Source organism: Flavobacteriaceae bacterium HL-DH10, from assembly GCA_031826515.1.
Lineage (GTDB): Bacteria > Bacteroidota > Bacteroidia > Flavobacteriales > Flavobacteriaceae > Thalassobellus > Thalassobellus suaedae.
Genome location: CP134536.1, coordinates 101,279 through 121,646 on the forward strand (window position 1 = coordinate 101,279; position 20,368 = coordinate 121,646).

General features: G+C 31.5%; 19 protein-coding genes. 9 read left to right on the plus strand and 10 right to left on the minus strand.

Annotation, left to right across the window (positions count from 1 at the left end; translation table 11 throughout):
- Positions 1 to 243: 243 nt before the first annotated feature.
- The gene (gene glyA / locus RHP49_00315; GenBank protein ID WNH12717.1) at positions 244 to 1,515 is read right to left on the minus strand and encodes a serine hydroxymethyltransferase; all 1,272 of its coding nucleotides are present in this window, start codon (positions 1,513 to 1,515) and stop codon (positions 244 to 246) included.
- 203 nt (positions 1,516 to 1,718) lie between these two features.
- On the opposite strand from glyA, the gene fahA reads away from it, so the two are divergent.
- Positions 1,719 to 3,002, plus strand: coding sequence for a fumarylacetoacetase (gene fahA / locus RHP49_00320; protein WNH12718.1), 1,284 nt, complete (start codon positions 1,719 to 1,721; stop codon positions 3,000 to 3,002).
- 208 nt (positions 3,003 to 3,210) lie between these two features.
- Complete coding sequence (locus RHP49_00325) at positions 3,211 to 4,386, plus strand: hypothetical protein (GenBank protein WNH12719.1); 1,176 nt, start codon at positions 3,211 to 3,213, stop codon at positions 4,384 to 4,386.
- 206 nt (positions 4,387 to 4,592) lie between these two features.
- Here RHP49_00325 and RHP49_00330 read toward each other — a convergent pair whose 3' ends face one another.
- The 5 genes from RHP49_00330 to RHP49_00350 all read right to left on the minus strand — a co-directional run bounded on the left by RHP49_00330 (position 4,593) and on the right by RHP49_00350 (position 9,990).
- Positions 4,593 to 5,594 carry a glycoside hydrolase family 43 protein gene (locus RHP49_00330; GenBank protein WNH12720.1) on the minus strand — a complete coding sequence of 334 codons (1,002 nt, stop codon included), beginning with the start codon at positions 5,592 to 5,594 and terminating at the stop codon, positions 4,593 to 4,595.
- Between the two features lie 84 nt (positions 5,595 to 5,678).
- Positions 5,679 to 6,077 (minus strand): gamma-glutamylcyclotransferase family protein, encoded by a 399-nt coding sequence (locus RHP49_00335; protein ID WNH12721.1) that lies wholly within the window; start codon positions 6,075 to 6,077, stop codon positions 5,679 to 5,681.
- Between the two features lie 23 nt (positions 6,078 to 6,100).
- Entirely contained in the window at positions 6,101 to 7,879 is a 1,779-nt protein-coding gene (locus RHP49_00340) for a DUF885 domain-containing protein (protein WNH12722.1), read from the minus strand.
- 76 nt (positions 7,880 to 7,955) lie between these two features.
- Positions 7,956 to 8,345: a bacillithiol system redox-active protein YtxJ gene (gene ytxJ, locus RHP49_00345; GenBank protein ID WNH12723.1), complete on the minus strand. Its 390-nt coding sequence runs from the start codon at positions 8,343 to 8,345 to the stop codon at positions 7,956 to 7,958.
- A 37-nt stretch (positions 8,346 to 8,382) separates the two neighbouring features.
- A complete protein-coding gene (locus tag RHP49_00350) occupies positions 8,383 to 9,990 on the minus strand; it encodes a family 16 glycosylhydrolase (GenBank protein ID WNH12724.1) in 1,608 nt (535 codons plus the stop codon).
- A 266-nt stretch (positions 9,991 to 10,256) separates the two neighbouring features.
- Here RHP49_00350 and clpB point away from each other — a divergent pair, with 266 nt between their 5' ends.
- The 6 genes from clpB to deoD all read left to right on the plus strand — a co-directional run bounded on the left by clpB (position 10,257) and on the right by deoD (position 16,608).
- Entirely contained in the window at positions 10,257 to 12,869 is a 2,613-nt protein-coding gene (gene clpB, locus RHP49_00355; GenBank protein WNH12725.1) for an ATP-dependent chaperone ClpB, read from the plus strand.
- Between the two features lie 162 nt (positions 12,870 to 13,031).
- Entirely contained in the window at positions 13,032 to 13,628 is a 597-nt protein-coding gene (locus RHP49_00360; GenBank protein ID WNH12726.1) for a TetR/AcrR family transcriptional regulator, read from the plus strand.
- A 29-nt stretch (positions 13,629 to 13,657) separates the two neighbouring features.
- Positions 13,658 to 14,155 carry an acyl-CoA thioesterase gene (locus RHP49_00365; protein WNH12727.1) on the plus strand — a complete coding sequence of 166 codons (498 nt, stop codon included), beginning with the start codon at positions 13,658 to 13,660 and terminating at the stop codon, positions 14,153 to 14,155.
- Positions 14,156 to 14,343: 188 nt separating this feature from the next.
- Positions 14,344 to 15,066 carry a deoxyribose-phosphate aldolase gene (gene deoC, locus RHP49_00370; GenBank protein ID WNH12728.1) on the plus strand — a complete coding sequence of 241 codons (723 nt, stop codon included), beginning with the start codon at positions 14,344 to 14,346 and terminating at the stop codon, positions 15,064 to 15,066.
- 172 nt (positions 15,067 to 15,238) lie between these two features.
- Positions 15,239 to 15,907, plus strand: a complete 669-nt coding sequence (gene deoC, locus RHP49_00375) for a deoxyribose-phosphate aldolase (protein WNH12729.1) — start codon at positions 15,239 to 15,241, stop codon at positions 15,905 to 15,907.
- Between the two features lie 2 nt (positions 15,908 to 15,909).
- Positions 15,910 to 16,608, plus strand: a complete 699-nt coding sequence (deoD, locus tag RHP49_00380) for a purine-nucleoside phosphorylase (protein ID WNH12730.1) — start codon at positions 15,910 to 15,912, stop codon at positions 16,606 to 16,608.
- 179 nt (positions 16,609 to 16,787) lie between these two features.
- Here deoD and RHP49_00385 read toward each other — a convergent pair whose 3' ends face one another.
- From RHP49_00385 to pxpA, 3 genes are read right to left on the minus strand one after another with little or no spacing between them, the layout of a single operon-like run.
- On the minus strand, positions 16,788 to 17,633 hold the full coding sequence (locus tag RHP49_00385) for a biotin-dependent carboxyltransferase family protein (protein ID WNH12731.1): 846 nt from the start codon (positions 17,631 to 17,633) through the stop codon (positions 16,788 to 16,790).
- Positions 17,626 to 18,378 carry a 5-oxoprolinase subunit PxpB gene (gene pxpB, locus RHP49_00390; protein ID WNH12732.1) on the minus strand — a complete coding sequence of 251 codons (753 nt, stop codon included), beginning with the start codon at positions 18,376 to 18,378 and terminating at the stop codon, positions 17,626 to 17,628. Before pxpB ends, RHP49_00385 begins: the two co-directional genes overlap by 8 nt.
- Positions 18,362 to 19,102 carry a 5-oxoprolinase subunit PxpA gene (gene pxpA / locus RHP49_00395; GenBank protein WNH12733.1) on the minus strand — a complete coding sequence of 247 codons (741 nt, stop codon included), beginning with the start codon at positions 19,100 to 19,102 and terminating at the stop codon, positions 18,362 to 18,364. Before pxpA ends, pxpB begins: the two co-directional genes overlap by 17 nt.
- 172 nt (positions 19,103 to 19,274) lie before the next feature.
- Here pxpA and RHP49_00400 point away from each other — a divergent pair, with 172 nt between their 5' ends.
- The gene (locus RHP49_00400; GenBank protein WNH12734.1) at positions 19,275 to 19,601 is read left to right on the plus strand and encodes a hypothetical protein; all 327 of its coding nucleotides are present in this window, start codon (positions 19,275 to 19,277) and stop codon (positions 19,599 to 19,601) included.
- A 154-nt stretch (positions 19,602 to 19,755) separates the two neighbouring features.
- Here the strand turns inward: RHP49_00400 and RHP49_00405 are convergent, their stop codons facing one another.
- The gene (locus RHP49_00405; GenBank protein WNH12735.1) at positions 19,756 to 20,328 is read right to left on the minus strand and encodes a hypothetical protein; all 573 of its coding nucleotides are present in this window, start codon (positions 20,326 to 20,328) and stop codon (positions 19,756 to 19,758) included.
- Between the last annotated feature and the right edge of the window lie 40 nt (positions 20,329 to 20,368).

Below are 20,368 nucleotides of genomic sequence, written 5' to 3' on the forward strand. Positions count from 1 at the left end.
TAACAACATGTATAAACCATTGCTTGGTCTGTGCTCATCTGGAAAATTCCTGCGGAATTTTCACGTAGATTTGTACTTAAAATGGTTCGGCAATCACACGCAACGATTCATACACAAAAACGTTAAACGAACTAGAATACCCACATTAAAGATTAAGTCCCAATAGCTATTGACAGTGGTAAAAACAAAAAATCCCACTTAATAAAGCGGGATTTTTCAATTTAATATATGGTTTGTTTTAGCTTATACAAATAATGGTTTTCCTGCCATCATCGCATTTACTTTTACTTTAACAGCTTCTAAAACAGCTTCATCTTCAAAGTTATTAATAACTTCATCAATTAAATCGACTATCGCTATCATTTCTGCTTCTTTTAAACCTCTTGTTGTAATAGCAGCAGCTCCAATTCTAATTCCTGAGGTTACAAATGGTGATTTATCATCAAAAGGCACCATGTTTTTGTTTACAGTAATATCAGCTTTTACTAGAGCTTGTTCTGCATCTTTACCAGATAAATTTTTGTTACGTAAATCTATTAACATACAGTGGTTATCGGTTCCGCCAGAAATTATGTTATAATCTTTTGCAACTAATGCTTCAGCCAAAGCTGTTGCATTTTGTTTTACTTGTAATTGGTAATGTAAAAAATCATCAGTTAATGCTTCACCAAAAGCAATCGCTTTAGCTGCAATAATATGTTCTAATGGTCCACCTTGATTTCCAGGAAAAACAGCAGAATCTAATAAAGAAGACATTTTACGTAAGTTGCCATTTTTTAATGTAATACCAAATGGGTTATCAAAATCTTGTCCCATCATAATCATACCACCTCTAGGACCTCTTAAAGTCTTATGAGTTGTGGTTGTTACGATATGACAGTGAGGAAGCGGATCGTTTAAAATACCTTTAGCAATTAATCCTGCAGGATGTGAAATATCGGCCATTAAAATAGCACCAACACTATCTGCAATAATTCTAAAACGTTTAAAATCGATATCGCGAGAATAAGCCGAAGCACCAGCAATGATTAATTTTGGTTGCTCTTTTGTAGCTATCTCTTGTATTTTATCATAATTTAAAACACCAGTCTCCTGCTCTACTCCATAAAATACAGGATTGTAAAGTTTACCAGAAAAGTTTACTGGCGATCCGTGTGTTAAATGTCCGCCGTGAGACAAATCGAATCCTAATATTTTATCACCTGGCGTTAAACAAGCGTGATACACTGCTGTGTTTGCTTGACTTCCAGAGTGTGGCTGTACATTTACGTATGCCGCCCCAAACAATGCTTTTGCTCTATCTATAGCAATTTGCTCTACTTCATCAACCACTTCGCAGCCTCCATAATAGCGTTTACCTGGGTAACCTTCGGCATATTTGTTTGTTAATACCGATCCGGCAGCTTCCATAACTTGTTCGCTTACAAAATTCTCTGAAGCAATCAATTCAATTCCATGTAATTGGCGCTCCTTTTCAGCTTGTATAAGTTCAAAAATTTGTTCGTCGCGTTGCATATAAAATATAGTTCTAGTTAAATATTGCGCAAAAATAACAAATAGATTATTTATATTCATCAAAAAACATTTATTTACCTTTAAGTTTTCAACCATTTTATCAACGTTTGAAAGAATTCTATTTTTTAGGCTTTTTTTTCTGTTAAAATGAAAAAAATGTGTAGGTTTGAATATAATTCAACAAAATTTAAACTCTTTAAGTTATGCCGTTATCAGCTAACAATCCAGATAGAAAGTCGTGGTTACACGTAGATAAAAACTCCGATTTCCCAATTCAGAACATCCCATTTGGTGTGTTTTTAACTCGTGATGATATTATTACCATTGGAACACGTATTGGTGACACCGCTATAGATCTAGGCGCTTTACATCAATTAGGATACTTTGCTGGTATCCCATTAACTGATGATATTTTTCTTCAAGATACTTTAAACGATTTTATTGCAGATGGCCGTAAAACTTGGCGCGCTGTAAGAAATAGAATTTCTGAAATTTTTGATGCCGAAAACAAAACATTAAAAGAAAACACCAAACATAAAGAGATTGTATTATTTCGTTTAGATGAAATTGAAATGCAATTACCTGTACATATTGGTGATTATACCGATTTTTACTCAAGTAAAGAACATGCTACCAATGTAGGTACTATGTTTAGAGATCTAGATAATGCTTTATTACCAAACTGGTTACACATTCCTGTGGCGTATCATGGTAGGAGTTCTTCTATTATACCTTCGGGAATCCCTATACACAGACCACAAGGGCAAACCCTTCCTGGAGATGCAACCGAACCTGTATTTGGCCCAAGTAAATTAGTAGATTTCGAATTAGAAATGGCTTTTATAACCACAGATGCTAACGATTTAGGAGAACCTATTCCTATTGAAGAGGCAGAAGAATATATTTTTGGGTTGGTATTATTTAACGATTGGAGCGCCCGCGATATTCAAAAATGGGAATATGTTCCATTAGGACCATTTTTAGCTAAGAATTTTGCGTCTTCTATTTCACCTTGGATTGTAACTCTTGACGCTCTTGAACCCTACCGAGTTGAAGGTCCTAAACCAATTAAACCTCAACTTCCTTATTTACAATATAAAGGAAAGAAAAGCTATGATATTAATTTAGAAGTGGCTATTCAGCCAAATGGTGCAAAAGAAACTGTGGTTTGTCACTCTAATTTCAAACACATGTACTGGAATATGTCTCAACAATTAGCACATCATACGGTTAATGGTTGTCCTATAAATTCTGGAGATTTAATTGGTAGTGGCACTATTTCTGGTCCTACACCAGATTCTTACGGTTCTATGCTAGAATTATCATGGAAAGGTGAAAAACCTCTTAAAATGAAAGATGGTAGCGAACGCAAGTTCATTAATGATAACGATACTGTGATTATGCGTGGACATTGCGAAAAAGATGGTACCCGTATAGGCTTTGGTGAAGTTTCTACAAAATTATTGCCTGTTTATAAAAAGAAGTAAGATTTAACCTCTTTACTGATTTATACATTATTGTTTCATCGGATTTATTAGCATTTTATCCATATATTTTATATTTTGGCACCACTATTGAAATAGTAGACCAATAACAAAATATTTAACCTAAGAAATGAGTCTTTACAATTATTAATATCCAAAAAAATACGTAAAGACACACATCTGACAGTTAAAAATGATAAAATTTAAACAGATGAAAAAAATATTACTTTCTACAATAATTGCAATTTCATTAATAGCGTGTAGCACGAGTAAACAAATTGAAAAATCGCTAAGTTATGGTAATTACGATCAGGCGATAACGGATGCTATTAGTAAATTACGAACTAATAAGAATAAAAAAGGAAAAGCCGATTTTATTATCATGCTTCAAGAAGCATTTAACAAAGCGAATGAGCGTGATTTAAATGATGTGGATTTTCTTAAAAAAGATAACAATCCAGAAAATTATATTCGCATTTATGATATGTATGTTGGTTTAAACAACAGACAAGAGCGAATTAAACCATTACTTCCATTATATGTAAATGGTAAAAAGGTTGTTTTCAATTTAAAAAATTATGATAATCAAATTATAAATTACAAGAATAATGCTTCTGAGCAAATTTATATAAATGCCACAACACTATTAAAATCTACTAACAAATTAGATTATAGAGTGGCTTATGATGAATTAAAAGAAATTGAAAACATAAATCCAAATTATAAAGATGTGCGTCAACTTATGGAAAGTGCGCATATTAAAGGCACCGATTTTGTTTTGGTAGATATGATTAATGATACACAAAAGGTGATTCCGAAACGCTTAGAAGATGATTTATTGAATTTTAGTAGCTACGGACTTAATAATTTTTGGTCTGTTTATCATGGCACTCCAGAAGATAAAATCACTTATGATTATAATATGCGTGTTAATTTAAGAGACATTAATATTTCGCCTGAACAAATTAAAGAGCGTGAAATTATAAAAGAGAAACAAATTGTTGATGGATGGCAATATTTAGTTGGTGAAGATGGTCATGAAGTAAAAGACAGCCTTGGCAATAGTATTAAAGTAGATAAATTGAAAACCGTAAGATGTACCTATTACGAGTTTAAACAGTTTAAAGCGACACAAATTACAGGTAATGTAGAATACTTGAATACAAAAACCAACCAATTGGTAGACGCCTTTCCTATTACGAGTGAGTTTGTTTTTGAACATATTTATGCCAACTCAAGAGGAGATCGTCGTGCTTTAGACAACAGCCTATTACACTTTTTAGAAAAACGTGCTGTTCCCTTCCCTAGCGAAGAACAAATGATTTATGACACAGGTGAAGATTTAAAGCTACAACTTAAGAATATTATTAATTCTTATGCATTATAAAAAACAAAAACTCCCAAATATTAATTTGGGAGTTTTTGTTTGTATTTATTTCTTGATAAATTACTTAATATTCTTAAAGAAAACCTAGTAATTCTCTTTATGTGATTTCTCTTATCGCCCAAATGACTTACAACTACATTTGAAACTTTCTATCCTCAATTACTAACATAACAGGTTCTTGATTATATGTGATATACAAAGAGCTACTAATCTCCACTTTGTTGCAAAAAGTCTGGAAAACCAGTTTCTGTCCATTCAACAACACGAGCTCGAGTTGCACGATTAGGATCTGATAATTCATTACCTATAATCTCTTTATAATCGCGAGCGTGATAAATTAAAATCACGGTTTCTCCATCTTCGGAAGTCGTAAAAGAATTATGCCCTGGACCAAATCTTTTTACTTCTTCATTTGTAGAAAAAACAGGTGCTGGAGATTTATACCAGTTAGACGCTTCTAATAAATTAGCCCCTTCATCTATAGATAATAATCCTATGCAATAATTATGGTTGGTAGCGCTAGCAGAATAAGTTACAAACACTTTTCCGTTTCTTTTTATAACTGCTGGCCCTTCATTAACATTATACTTTATTTTTTCCCAGCTAAAGTCTGGCTCTGTTAAAACTACTTCAGGACCTTTTAAAGTGGTAGGGTTTTCCATTTCTGAAATTAGCAATCCTGTACCATGCTTCTTTTCTGAAAGATTTTGTGCCCAAATTAAATATCGTTTGCCATTATGCTCAAATGTTGTAGCATCTAATGAAAACGAATCGCGTTGCGTTTTTATCTGGCCTTCTTCCTTCCACTCGCCTTCCATTGGGTTTTCGGAATCATTTGATAGCACCCACATTCTAATATTCCAAATGTTTTCAGCTTCACCAGCGGCAAAATAAATATACCATGTACCATCTATTTTATGTAATTCTGGCGCCCAAATATGATGCCCCATAACACCAGATTTATGCTTAAACCAGACGTTTTTTTCTTCGGCAGATTTTAAACCATTTATACTATTTGCTTTTCTAATGACTATTTTATCATATTCAGGAACTGACGCTATTAAATAATAAATCCCATCATCCGTTTTATAAACCCAAGGATCGGCACGTTCCTCTGCAATAGGGTTTTCAAATTCAATAGTTTGAGAAAAAATAGTATTGCTAATAGACATTACTGTAGCGAAAACAAAAAAGCGTAATACGTTCATTTTTAAAATTTATTTATAATAATTGTAAATATAACAATCAATATGATTTTTCACTCTTATCTGAAACTTTAAATATTGATATAATTAATTAAAAAAATCTCCAGAAATAATTTGCTCTAAATCTGTAACTCTATGATTATAAATATAAACCCAAGTTTTAAGAGTTAAACCATTATCAAGATAAGCTGTAACTGTATCTTTTTTATATAAATTAGGCTTAGGATAATTTTCTCCAATACCTTCATAATCATCTAAAACTTTAAAAACAGTTTCAGAATTGATTAATTTAAAAACAGAACCATATACCTTATCTAAAGCATTAGAACTTATAATAGCTCCAGGGAACCAAGACACCTTATAAAGCTTTCCATGAAAATAACCTTTTGCTACAAGTATGGCATGTTTAGACAAAAACTTAGACATATCATTATCTATATCCTTCTGTAAGGTACCGTAAACAAATAAGTAATCTGAAGTCTCCATGATATCAGTCAGAAAAACAACTTCTATTTATTAACAGCAATCCAATTATCAATTTTATTTTCCAATAATTGTAGTGGAATACAACCTGTTTCTAATACTTGATTATGAAATTCACGTATATCAAACTTATCACCTAAAGCTTTAATAGCCCTTTCTCTTAATTCGATTAACTTTAACTGACCAATTTTATAGGATAAAGCCTGACCAGGATTTGCCATATAACGTTCAATTTCACTTATAATACTTGCTTCTTCTTCAGCTTCATTTTCTAATGAGTATTGTATAGCCTGCTCGCGTGTCCAACCTTTAGTATGCAAACCTGTATCAACTACTAATCTAATAGCCCTATGGATTTCGCTACTCAACATTCCGAAATATTGATATGGATCTTTATACAAACCTAATTCTTCTCCCATCCTTTCTGTGTAAAGTGCCCAACCTTCACCATAAGCACTATACCATAATGTTTTTCTAAAAGCAGGCAACTCTTCATTTTCTTGGGCCAATGAGACTTGAAAATGATGCCCAGGTATAGCTTCGTGCAAAAACAAATCTTCTTTATCAAAAACATTATAAGTTTCAACATCTGGAATTGGTGTATAAAAAATTCCTGGTCGTGTTCCATCTAAAGACCCTGAATTGTAATTCGCAGCTGCCGATTTTTCTCTAAATGGTTCTGTTCTTCTAACTTCAAAAGGTGTTTTTGGTTGTTTCCCAAAAAGTTTGTCTAGTTGCGGTTTCATTTCATTGTGAATGCTATCATAAAAAGCTATTACCTGAGAACGTTCTCTAAAAGGCATTAAATCTTTATTTGTTCTTACATAATCAAAAAAAGCATTTAGATCACCTTTAAACTCAACTTTTTCCTTAATAGCGTTCATCTCACTTCTAATACGAGCCACTTCATTTAAACCAAGTTGATGGATTTCATCTGCAGTCATATTAGTAGTAGTATATTTCTTTATTTGATGCGAATAATATCTATCTCCTAGAGGCGTAGAGGCAGCTATACCAAAATCTTCAACTCCTGCAGGCAAATATTCATCCTTTAAAAATGTAACCATTTCTGCATGTGCTGGTATAATTTTATTGGCAACCATATTTTTATAAGCCTTGGTAAGTTTGTCTCGCTCTTCTTGGGTAAACGAATCTGGAAATAAATTAACTGGCGAATAATATAAGTTGTTTTCTACATCTCCAATTACCAATACTTCAAATTGTGGAATTACTTTTTCGATTAAAGATTTAGGCAATACGTAACCTGTTTGTATACCTTTTTTCATGTTAGCTTTTGCTGAAACAAGCCAAACTAAATAAGCATCAACACGTTTTAACCAATTGTTATAATCTTCAACGGTATTAAATGGTTGTGAAGTAGTACCACTAGCCCATTGATTAAAATCTAAATTTGCTGACCATATTTGGTCTATAGGCATTATTTTTTTTTGAAAAGTAAGAGCTTCCAAATTTATATCACATTCCCATAACAATACAGATTTACTCATTTTTTCAGTATCGTTTAATAGGGAATCTGGTATTGCAAACAACTCATTTTTATACTTAGTATAACAAGCTTTTACTTTATTATTGAATTCGTCAGATAAAGAATTAGGGTATTCATCGTTATAGCCATCAATGCCAGCGTTAGTAGCTTTTTCTGGGTATAATTCATAACTATCTTTACTAAAATTATAAAGTAGTGTATTAAACTTTTCTTTGATTAAATCTGATTTATTTTCAGTTTCTTGTTTGCATGAAACCAAAATGAATAAAACAAAACAGAATGAAAGTGATTTTTTCATAAGTTATTTATAATTAATTCTAGTAAATATACGTAGATATTAACTATTACCAAATCATGAATGAAATGTTACTTATTTAAACAAATCGAGTTAAATCAATCTCATTAATACTACCATGCGAAGCATGATTAATAACAACCCCATTTTTAATTATTAATAATTGTGGAGATTCATGCATAACTTGAAATTTATATTCGACTTCGTTAGACACATCTCGGTATTTCAACAAATCTAAAAAATATAAATCTAGGTCTTCTTCTTCCAAATCATAAGCATCTACAAACTGATTTACAACCATTCTACTAATTCCGCAACGAGTAGAATGCTTAAAAACAACTTGAGTTTTTATACTCGATTTTTCTTTTATATCATCTAATTGAGATAGTGCATTTAAAGCAATCCAAGGCAAAACCTTTTCTTCTTTATTTTCAATTGTACTACCAAATATTTTATTTATTAATCCCATGATGTAAAAGTCGGATAATGTTCAGAATCTTACAAACTTATTTTTTTACGAATTTATGTGTAGATAATTTACCATCATTAAACTTAAGGCTTAAAAAATAAATACCTTGTTTTAGAAATGATGTATTAAATTCAAGGCTTCTATTATTTATGGTATAATCTTGTTTAAAAACCAAACGGCCACTAACATCTATTATCTGTAATTCCATATCAGCATTAGAATAATTTTCCATAAGTACATTCAATCTATCGCTTACAGGATTAGGATATAATTTTATTTTCGAAGTAGAAATATCATTGGTTACAGACAAAGCACCTTGCTGATAAACCCTAATGTAGTCAATTTCCATGGTGTCATTATTAAACCCACTATCAATATTTCCGCCTAAACTTCCTCCCATAGCCACATTAAGTAATATAAAAAACTCCTGATTAAAAGGCTCTACAGTAGGCATTTCATTTATTAAATTGTTATCCATATAGATCTTCATTGACGTAGCATTCCATTCTAATACGTAATCATGAAAATTTTGAGATGTATCAATATTATTTGCCTGTATACTTTTACTATTAAGCATGTATCCTTCTCCATTATTCCAATGCCATGTTCCTAAAATTTCTGTTTTTGCTACATTAGGCTCCATAATATCTATTTCACCACACCATGGCCAACCAGTAGTTCCAAATCCTTGGTTATCCCAATAAGCTCCATCTTCATTAATATTCTTTCCTAACAACCAAATAGCAGGCCAGGTACCAGAAACTGATGGCAATTTAGCACGAACTTCAATTCTTCCATATTTAAAAGCAAATTTAGAGTTCAGTCTCGCTGATGTATATTGTTTTGTAACATTTTGGTCTGTAAAAGATTCTCTTATAGCTTTTATTTTTAGTGTTCCATTATCTGTATAAGAGTTCACCTCTCTATTAGTATAATGCTGCTGTTCTCCATTTGCCCAACTATTTCCAGCTATAAATTTAGTTTGGTGAAACCATTTCGTGTTATCTACCGCTCCTGTATCATTAAACTCATCAAACCAAACTAATTTATCATAAGTAAAATCCTCATTTATCGAACTATCATTATAAAAATCATCTATATAAGCTAAAACATGGTCTGTGTTATTTTCTCCATTAATTTGAATAACAACTCTATTTAAATCATTACGCTGGTTTGGAGGCAGTGAATTACTATTTAAATTAATGTATGAATCATTTTTAAAATCAAAAGTTAATTCTTGCCATTCATCTATTTTAATAGGTTTTATAATTTCCGTTTGTGTAGTCCAAGCTTCCGCTAAGTCAACATTTTGAAGTTTCAAAGACACCTGACTTGTCTGGTTTCCTGTTAAATTAATTGAAGAAACATAAATTTTAAAAACAAAAACATTTCTATTAGCCATATCAAGATTAATAGGATTATCAAATCTTACATTTGCATATTTACCGCCTCTATCTTCATACTTTAATACTTTATTAGACGCATTAATTCCCTGCTTATGGGGGTTAATAAAATTAGTATTAATAATACAATCATCACCATACCATGATGATATTGTTCCACTGCCCTCAAAATCATCTTGAATAACTTGAGCTTCAATTGAAGAAATAAATAACACTAACAGAAGCAGAGAAAAAATACGCATAAATTACATGAATTAGTCAGAGCAAAGCTAGAGTCTTTTATTATAAACAACTAAAATTCAACCTATACATAAACCATACATAGAAATTATAATCTATACAGAGAAAAACAAGAAGTGACATAAAGTCATTAAAAACAAGACGTTAGAAGACATTTTGTCTTTGTATTGGTGTTGGTAAGATTATTGTCCTAAACCTCATGTAAAAACAAATTAATAATAACATAAAGATTCCTTCTTAGGAGGGAATGATAAAAAAATATATCCAGATGAACTTGAATAATTATACAATTAAATCGCAAGAAGCCATACAGCAAGCACAACAAATTGCTCAAGGCTATGGACACCAACAAATAGAAAATGAACATATTTTTAAAGGTATTTTTGAAGTTGATGAAAACGTTCTTCCATTCATTTTAAAAAAATTGAATGTAAACATAGCTATTCTAAAACAGGCTTTAGACAAACAATTAGAAAGTTTTTCTAAAGTAACGGGTAGTGAACTCATGCTATCTCGTGAAGCTGGGAAAACACTTAACGAAGCAGCTATCATTACTAAGAAAATGAAAGATGATTATATATCTATTGAGCATTTAATCTTGGCTGTTTTTAAATCGAATAGCAAAATAGCTCAGATGTTAAAAGATCAAAGCATCACAGAAAAAACACTTAAAGCTGCTATTGAAGAATTGCGTAAAGGCGAAAATGTAACCTCTCAAAGTCAAGAAGAAACTTATAATTCGCTTAATAAATATGCTAAAAACTTAAATCAGTTAGCTAAAGACGGTAAGCTAGATCCTGTTATTGGTCGTGATGAAGAAATACGCAGAATACTGCAAATATTATCTCGTAGAACCAAAAACAACCCGATTCTTGTTGGAGAACCTGGTACTGGTAAAACAGCTATTGCTGAAGGTTTAGCACACAGGATTGTTGATGGCGATATTCCTGAAAACTTAAAAGACAAGCAAATTTTCGCGCTTGATATGGGTGCTCTTATTGCTGGTGCTAAATACAAAGGTGAATTTGAAGAACGCCTAAAAGCTGTAATTAAAGAAGTTACCGATAGTGAAGGCGACATTGTACTCTTTATAGACGAAATTCACACCCTTGTTGGTGCCGGTGGCGGTCAAGGCGCTATGGATGCTGCAAACATTTTAAAACCTGCTCTAGCACGTGGTGAACTTCGAGCTATTGGAGCAACTACATTAGATGAATATCAAAAATACTTTGAAAAAGATAAAGCTTTAGAGCGTCGTTTTCAAAAGGTAATAGTTGATGAACCAGATACCGAAAGCGCTATTTCTATACTTCGAGGTATTAAAGAAAAGTACGAAACACACCATAAAGTTCGTATTAAAGACGAAGCTATTATTGGTGCGGTTGAATTATCACAACGGTATATCACCAACCGTTTTTTACCAGATAAAGCGATTGACTTAATGGATGAGGCGGCTTCTAAACTACGCATGGAAATAAATTCTAAACCAGAAGAATTGGATGTTATGGATAGAAAAATCATGCAGTTAGAAATCGAAATTGAAGCTATAAAAAGAGAAAAAGACGAAAGCAAATTAAAATCGCTTCGTTCCGATTTAGCTAATATAAAAGAAACCAGAAACGCCCTTAATGCTAAATGGAAATCTGAAAAAGAAGTCGTTGAAAATATTCAAAATACAAAACAGGATATTGAAAACTTCAAATTAGAAGCTGAAAAAGCAGAACGTGAAGGCGATTACGGTAAGGTAGCAGAATTACGTTATGGTAAAATTAAAGAAGCTCAAGAAGCACTTGAAGCATTTCAGACCACGCTTTCTAAACAACAAGCTAACAGCAATAGCTTAATAAAAGAAGAAGTGACTTATGATGATATAGCCGAGGTTGTTGCAAAATGGACGGGTATTCCTGTAACAAAAATGATTCAAAGCGAACGTGAAAAACTTCTAAAACTTGAAGATCAATTGCACAAACGTGTTGTAGGTCAAGAAGAAGCCATTGAGGCGGTTAGTGATGCTGTAAGAAGAAGTCGTGCAGGGTTACAAAATCCTCAAAAACCGATAGGAACCTTCCTGTTTTTAGGAACAACGGGAGTTGGTAAAACAGAACTCGCTAAAGCATTAGCTGAATATTTATTTGATGATGAAAGTGCTATGACACGTATTGATATGAGCGAATATCAAGAACGCCATGCAGTAAGTCGATTAATAGGAGCGCCTCCAGGGTATGTAGGTTATGATGAAGGTGGGCAACTAACAGAGGCCGTAAGACGCAAACCTTACTCTGTAGTGCTTTTAGATGAAATTGAAAAAGCGCACCCTGATACTTTTAATATTCTATTACAAGTATTAGATGAAGGCCATTTAACGGATAATAAAGGACGTGTTGCCGACTTTAAAAACACCATTATCATAATGACCTCTAACATAGGAAGTACCATTATTCAAGATCGTTTTGATGCAACTAAAGATATAGACTCTGCAATAGAAGCTGCAAAAATTGATGTATTAGCGCTATTAAAACAAAGTGTTAGACCCGAATTTTTAAACCGTATTGACGATACCATTATGTTTACACCATTAAATAAAGAAAATATAACTGCTATTGTTGGTTTGCAATTAAAAGGTATTACCAAAATGATTGCAGAACAGGGTATCACTTTTGATGCAACACCACAAGCTATAGAGTATTTAGCAAACAAAGGTTACAATCCAGAATACGGTGCGCGACCAGTAAAACGAGTCATTCAAAAAGAAGTATTAAATGCTCTGAGCAAAGAAATATTAGCTGGTAAAGTCACAACAGATAGTATTATTTTATTAGATGCCTTTGATGATCAATTAGTATTTAGAAACCAAGGGGACTTGGTAACTGATGATATTTAAAAAAAATGATATCATGTTGTAACAATTCAACATGAATATCGTCTTATAATTGGTTGGTTAGTGAAGAGCAGCATGAATCTCGTAATGAGATAATTGTTGCTTTTTTTTATTTACCAAAACAAAATATACCGATTGGTATATTTTTTATATATTTGTACTATTATGACAACAAAAGCAGCATTAACATCGCAACATATTATTGAAGTTTCAGCACCTATTTTTAATAAGAACGGTTATGCTGCAACTAGTATTAGTGATATTACCAAAGCAACAGGATTAACCAAAGGCGCTATTTATGGCAACTTTAAAAATAAAGAAGAATTGGCATATGCGTCATTTAAATTTATGGTTAAATCTTTAATGAAACCCCTAGCAGAGTATTTAGAATTAAGCGATTCTCCCATTCAAAAATTATTTTTAATAGCAGATTTTTATAGAAACTACTATCCTTTTAGTAAGCCATTAGGCGGCTGCCCAGTTTTAAATATTGGTGTTGATGCCAACAATAGTAATTCAGAATTACTTAAAAAAGTTAGAGATGTTGTACAACGTATTCAAGATCAGCTATGCAATATTATAGAAGATGGTATTGAAATTGGAGAAATATCAACCGAAATTAATGCTATGCAATATGCAAAACGCATAGACACCATGATACAAGGTGCTATTTTTATGACCTACACTATGGATGATGAATTATACATGAAAGACACCATGAATCAAATAGATCAATTAATACATAACGAATTAAAGATTTAATTCATTAAAAGCGAAAAAAAATATAATTCATGAATCAATTACCTAAAATACTAGCAAGTAAAACAAAAATTAGATTTCAAGATTGCGACCCTTTTAATCATTTAAATAATGGAAATTATACAAACTATTTTATGAATCATCGCGAAGATGCACTTATAGAAAATTACAATTTAGATATTTATAAAATAGCAAAAAAAGAAGGAAAAAGCTGGGTATCTAGTAGCAATCAAATTGCCTATTTAAAACCAGCACTTTTAATGGAAACGGTTATTATAGAGTCTCAATTAATTCATTATAACACTAGTGAAATACATGCAGAAATGCGTATGTATAATGAAGACAAAAGTCATTTAAAATCGGTTATTTGGTGTGGTTTTGTTCATTATAATCTACTGGAACAAAAGCGGGAAACACATACTGAAGATTTAATGACACTTTTTAAAAGTATAAATAGTCCAATTGACAGAAATATATTTGAAGAACGTATTAATCAATTAAAATCAAATCCGTTGATAAAACACAATTAATATTGTAACATTTTCATAATAAAACAGTTAGTAAAAACTGAGTATACCGTTCGTCTAATATATTAAGTTTTATTAAAAAATATAAAAAATTATTTATAGTTTAGCTACAATGTATGTCCCCAAAACTACATGTAAAAATTTTATAAACAACTTATTAATAGCATAATAAGACCCTAAAACCTACTTAAATGGATATATCACAGTATATAGACTATTCCCTATTAAAACCAACTGCAACTGAACGAGAAATTATTAACTTATGCAATGAAGCTAGTAAAAACAATTTTTATTCAGTTTGTATAAACAGTTCCTATGTTTCACTCGCAAATGAACTTTTAGAAAAAACAGATGTAAAAATATGTACTATTGTAGGCTTTCCACTTGGAGCAATGTCTACAACATCAAAAGTTTTTGAAGCAAAAAAAGCTATTGAGAATGGCGCCGATGAAATTGAAGTGGTAATAAATTTAGGACTTCTTAAAAGCAGAAATTATGTCTCTGTATTGAAAGACATTAGCGATGTAAAATTAGCAATAGGAAACACGCCTTTAAAAGTGATTATCGAAATTTCAGAATTAAATAAAAATGAAATTATAAAAGCTTGTGAAATTTCCTTAGACGCAAAAGTAGACTTCATAAAAACATCTACTGGATTTTCTAAAGGAGGTGCTACTTTAACAGCCGTTAAGATTATTAAGAAAACCATAAAAGACAATGCTAAAATAAAAGCTTATGGTGGTATTGATGATTTAGAAACAGCTTTAAAATTTATTGAAGCTGGTGCCGATAGAGTTGGTACTTCTACACCTATTAAAGACTTAACCAAACATAAAATAAACAAAAGCACCCAACTATACAAACAGTATTTGGCAGCACAAAAAATTAATGAAATCAATATGGAAATAAATTGAGTAACTAAAAAAAGTTACATCATTTAATTTAATCAAAAACAAAAGGGTAGAGAAAATCGATTGATTTTCTCTACCCTTTTATTTTGAAAGCCGTGAAAAATGTATAAAACCTAACAAAAGTCATAATTCAAACACAAAATAACCTTAACTTTATACATAATTTGCTGTCAAAATGAAACTTATTAATAAATACATAGATCATACTCTATTAAAGGCAACTGCTACAAAAAATGACATCATACAACTTTGTAACGAAGCAATTGAATATCAGTTTTATTCCGTCTGTGTTAATAGCTGTTATGTCACTTTAGCAAAACAAGTATTGCAAGACACTTCTATCAAAATTTGTAGTGTTATCGGGTTTCCTTTAGGAGCTATGAGCACAACGGCAAAAGTAGCAGAAACCAAACAAGCTATATTAGATGGTGCCGATGAAATTGATATGGTACTAAACATTGGCTTACTTAAAAGTAAAGATTTTGATGCTGTTTGGAAAGAGATTGAAACTATTAAAAATATTATACCACATCATACACTAAAAGTTATTTTAGAAACTTGCTACCTTGAAGATCTTGAGATTATAAAAGCTAGTGAATTGGCTTTACAAAGCGGTGCCGATTTTATTAAAACCTCTACTGGTTTTGGTACTGGAGGTGCATCAATTCATGATGTAAAACTTATGAAACACATTGCTAAAGACGAGGCAAAAATTAAAGCGTCAGGTGGTATAAAAAGTTTAAAAACAGCACTAGAATATATTAATTTAGGTGTTGACCGTATTGGCACGTCTTCTGGAATTGCTATTGTATCAGGAAACACATCCCTAGAAAAAGAATATTAATTATGAGTGTACACATAGAGGCAAAAAAAGGAGATATTGCAGAAACCATTTTATTACCTGGAGATCCATTAAGAGCGAAATGGATTGCTGAAACTTTTTTTGAAAATCCTGTTTGTTTTAATAAAATAAGAGGTATGTATGGTTATACTGGAACATATAAAAATAAACCTATTTCTGTAATGGGTACAGGTATGGGCGTACCTAGTATTTCTATTTATGCCCATGAACTTATAAACGAATACGGCGTAAAAAACTTAATTAGAGTTGGTAGTGCTGGCTCTTACCAAAAGCACGTTAAAATTAGAGATATTGTTTTGGCAATGGCTGCTTCTTCAAATTCTGGTGTCAATGAACTTCGCTTTGGTGGTGCCGATTATGCTCCTACTGCTAATTTTGAACTGTTTCAAAAGGCTGTTGATGCTGCAAAAACTAAAAACATCCCTATAAAAGCTGGTAATATTTTTACATCAGATGAGTTTTACGCAGACGATTTTGAATCCTACAAAAAATGGTCGAAATTCGGTGTTCTTTGTGTTGAAATGGAAACAGCTGGTTTATATACCGTTGCTGCAAAACATCATGTTAATGCTTTAAGTATTTTAACCATTTCTGATTCACTAGTAACAGGTGAAAGAACAACGAGTAAAGAAAGAGAAACCACTTTTAAAGACATGATTGAAATTGCTTTAGAATTGGCTTAGTATTTCAAGGTTTTGAGTCAATTTTGACACAAGGAGAAATCACATAAAATAATGAAAGGGTTTGGAAAACGTTATGAGATATCTCAATCGCACCTCATTTTGACATGACAAACTGGTTATTTTTAGTATTCCTGAGTCATTTCGAACGCATGTGAGAAATCACATAAAGTAACTCTAAATCAAACCAACTTAAACAAAATAGATTGTCCAGTAAACTTTTGAGACAACACATTAATTGCTGATTCTTTTAGTTGAAGTACTCTAGGGTAACCACCTGTGGTTTGGCAATCTCGCATCAATACAATTAATTTTCCCGAAGGTGTTAATTGCACGCTACCAGGAAGTACAGATGAAGTAATAATAGGTTTTAAATTGTTTTTTAAAGTCGCTTCTAATTGATATGCCATTCTATTGTTATCTTTTGAAATAGTATACGCATTTGCAAACAATTCTTTTTGTTGATCTTTTGAAAGCAAATCAAATTCTGGTCCTTTAAAAACATTTATAACTTCAGAATCATAATGAGATGCATTTACTTTTATTGATGCATGCGCACTAGCAACTCCAGTTAATACGTCTTCATGATCTAATTCGTCATCCTTATATAGCATAAACTGCGCTGTAATGCCTTTATACATACTTCGGCTTCGCATTACTTTTTCGGTCTTAAACCCACCTAAAACAGCCAAATAACACCTAAATCCTTTACTCAATTTACCAAATGATAATACATCTCCTGATTTAACTTGTATGGCTTTATTAAGCTTTATAGACCGTTTATTTAATTGTGGAGATATATCTGCACCCGAAATACAAATAGTTATAGCTTTAAAAAATTGAAGCGTTGGTCCCGTCATAGTAATTTCTATAACTGCTGCGTTAACATCATTACCTAACAAACTATTTGCCATAGATGCCGAAAGCACATCCATAACACCAGAATACGGCACACCATATTCTTGATAACCAAAACGTCCCATATCTTGAATGCTAGAATAAAACCCTGCTTTTAAAACCTTAATCATTTACAAGTTCATTTTCTAATTGATAAACACCCGCATCAACTAACATTTTAATCTTATTATGTTCTTTTAATGATACCGGTTTAAAAACAATCTTATCTCCTGCTTTTGCAAAACAAGGCAGTTCTAATTTCGGATTAAAAAATGCTACAGGCGTATTTCCTATAATATTCCAACCTCCTGGACTTACATTTGGATAGACACCAGTTTGCTGTCCGCCAATAGCAACAGCACCTTTTTCAATTTGCAATCGTGGAGTCGATTTTCTAGGTATATGTAGTGATTTATCTAAGCCTCCTAAATATAAAAACCCTGGTAAAAAACCAATAAAATATACGGTATAAACGGCTTCAGAATGATGCTTAATAATGGCTTCTTTTGACAGTTTTTTTTCTATAGAAATAGCGTCTAAATCAATTCCAAAAACAGGATCATAACACACAGGAATCGTCCACAACTTTGACACTATGTCATGTTCTAAATCACTAGATTTATATATCTTTTTTAAAAGATTTACTTCATTTTCGAAATTCCTACAAACCAAATCATAATTAATTAATAACGAGTTATATGTGTTTTTTACCTCAACAATAGATTTAACATTAAAATCATGAATAGCATCTTTAAACCGAATAATATCTTGCAAAACAGTTTCATCAATAACCGCTGGCCATTCTATTAAAATAGAACGCTCTCCAAACGGTTTATATGTAAGATTGAAAGTCACCTTTTTATCTAATTTTAACACCTTCTTTTTCTAAATTTATTCGCAACTTTTTAAGTAATGATACAGCATTAAAATTATCGCCATGCATACAAAATGTTTCGGCTTTTATAGGGACACTTTCTCCAGTTACGGCAATTACTTTTTGATTTAAAATCATACCATAAACATGTTTAAACATCACATCTGTATCGTGTATTAAAGCTTCTTTTTTTGTTCGTGAAACTAAGGATAAATCGGCATTATAATTTCTATCGGCAAAGGCTTCGTAAACAATAGGAATATTATTTTCAAGAGCTAAACTGGCAATAACCGATTGGAAAGGCACGTATAATTTTATAGGATCTACAAAACTTTTCATAACCTCTATAATAACCAAAGCTGCTTTTTTATCGACAGCTACCAAATTATAAAGTGCACCATGAGGTTTTACATGATGCAAGGTTATATGCTCTTCTCTAAGAATACTTAGCAAATCTTCTATTTGATGCTTTAACGTAGCAAATAAAGCTGTGCAAGACATATCCATCTTTACTCTACCAAAATTTTCTTTATCAGGAAACGAAGGATGCGCACCTATTTTAACTCGATGCTGTTTTGCTAATTTAACAACAGACCGCATTGTTACATTATCTCCAGCATGACCGCCACAGGCAATATTACAAGATGATACCAAAGGCATTAACTGAGACTCGTTACCAACGCCCTCGCCTACATCAACATTTATATCTATTGAAAAGTTATTCACTATTACAAATTTAAACTAAACACATTTTTTAATGTTATTACAGCAAGTAATATACTAATTCCTAGAATTAAAACGCTTAAAATGTTTTGTTTGGTTTATTAGCTATAAATTATATATGATTAAAACCTTAAATGAGTAGTTCCTGCTATTCTCTAATTTTTATTAATTAAATATGTATATTAACATAACTTTAAATCAGCAAACCATGAAAGCCTTATTATCAATTCTAGTCGTTTTTATGTTGTTTAACTGTACAAACGATCAAATTTTAGAAAAGGCTAAAGAACTCACCAGAGATAAAAACTATAAAGTAGGTTTAACTACTCTATGTGAGAGTAACATTGACATTAAATGGGTTTGTGTTTCAAAAACTGAATTTGAAAGACTTCATGCGTTACCCGTATCCTGTAATACTGTTTTAATAACTTCTTTAGAAGGCAATAAATATTCAGGGATAATAAATGACTTAAATTCTGATGAAAGTACTTGTTTAAGATAAGTATTCAAAATGTTTTCAATGTAAACATTTAATTGAAAATTGCTTGATTATTTCACTAATCTAGCTTTACCTCAAATTAAAATATACGGCTAAACCTTATATTATTTTACTCTTACCGCAACTAGTTACAAACTATCGGTAGCGGTGTTGTTATTTAATTAATAACGTTTTTTTTAACTAAGTGACCATTAACATCTCTTTTTGGTTTCATACCTAAACAACACCGACAAAAACCATATTTATCATTACATCTGTGTGTAGCAATGTGACAATGCTCTGTAAAATCATCAAATTTAAATTTAATATCACTAATACTATCATAATAATCACAACACCCTTTTTTCATTATAACAATCCCTTCTGATTCAAAACGACTACCATTTGAACTAATTTTAAATTCTTGAATTTGAGATTCAAATGCTAAACGCAATAATTGATTAATAGATTCTGTATCACCACCCTCTTCTCTTTTAAAGTGAGCCATTGAATAATATAATAAATAATTGTTTCTATAAAACAATTCTTCATTTTCATCGTGACCAAAATTATCACCATTCTTTATTAAAGCATTATTGAACAACAACCATAAATAATCGTGAAATAAAACACCGTTATTTATTCTCCATTTTTTATAATAATCTGTTAATTCATCATTAGAAAAAAAGGCTGTTAAAATTGGATTTTTATCAATAAAACTTTCAATATTTTCTAGTGTATATTTTATCATAAACAATATTCTTTTAATTCAGCTCACATTGTATTACATA

Coding starts and splice junctions, on each gene's coding strand:
- glyA (WNH12717.1), bottom strand. CDS start 1,515: ATGCAACGCGACGAACAAATTTTTGAACTTATACAAGCTGAAAAGGAG.
- fahA (WNH12718.1), top strand. CDS start 1,719: ATGCCGTTATCAGCTAACAATCCAGATAGAAAGTCGTGGTTACACGTA.
- RHP49_00325 (WNH12719.1), top strand. CDS start 3,211: ATGAAAAAAATATTACTTTCTACAATAATTGCAATTTCATTAATAGCG.
- RHP49_00330 (WNH12720.1), bottom strand. CDS start 5,594: ATGAACGTATTACGCTTTTTTGTTTTCGCTACAGTAATGTCTATTAGC.
- RHP49_00335 (WNH12721.1), bottom strand. CDS start 6,077: ATGGAGACTTCAGATTACTTATTTGTTTACGGTACCTTACAGAAGGAT.
- RHP49_00340 (WNH12722.1), bottom strand. CDS start 7,879: ATGAAAAAATCACTTTCATTCTGTTTTGTTTTATTCATTTTGGTTTCA.
- ytxJ (WNH12723.1), bottom strand. CDS start 8,345: ATGGGATTAATAAATAAAATATTTGGTAGTACAATTGAAAATAAAGAA.
- RHP49_00350 (WNH12724.1), bottom strand. CDS start 9,990: ATGCGTATTTTTTCTCTGCTTCTGTTAGTGTTATTTATTTCTTCAATT.
- clpB (WNH12725.1), top strand. CDS start 10,257: ATGAACTTGAATAATTATACAATTAAATCGCAAGAAGCCATACAGCAA.
- RHP49_00360 (WNH12726.1), top strand. CDS start 13,032: ATGACAACAAAAGCAGCATTAACATCGCAACATATTATTGAAGTTTCA.
- RHP49_00365 (WNH12727.1), top strand. CDS start 13,658: ATGAATCAATTACCTAAAATACTAGCAAGTAAAACAAAAATTAGATTT.
- deoC (WNH12728.1), top strand. CDS start 14,344: ATGGATATATCACAGTATATAGACTATTCCCTATTAAAACCAACTGCA.
- deoC (WNH12729.1), top strand. CDS start 15,239: ATGAAACTTATTAATAAATACATAGATCATACTCTATTAAAGGCAACT.
- deoD (WNH12730.1), top strand. CDS start 15,910: ATGAGTGTACACATAGAGGCAAAAAAAGGAGATATTGCAGAAACCATT.
- RHP49_00385 (WNH12731.1), bottom strand. CDS start 17,633: ATGATTAAGGTTTTAAAAGCAGGGTTTTATTCTAGCATTCAAGATATG.
- RHP49_00400 (WNH12734.1), top strand. CDS start 19,275: ATGTATATTAACATAACTTTAAATCAGCAAACCATGAAAGCCTTATTA.
- RHP49_00405 (WNH12735.1), bottom strand. CDS start 20,328: ATGATAAAATATACACTAGAAAATATTGAAAGTTTTATTGATAAAAAT.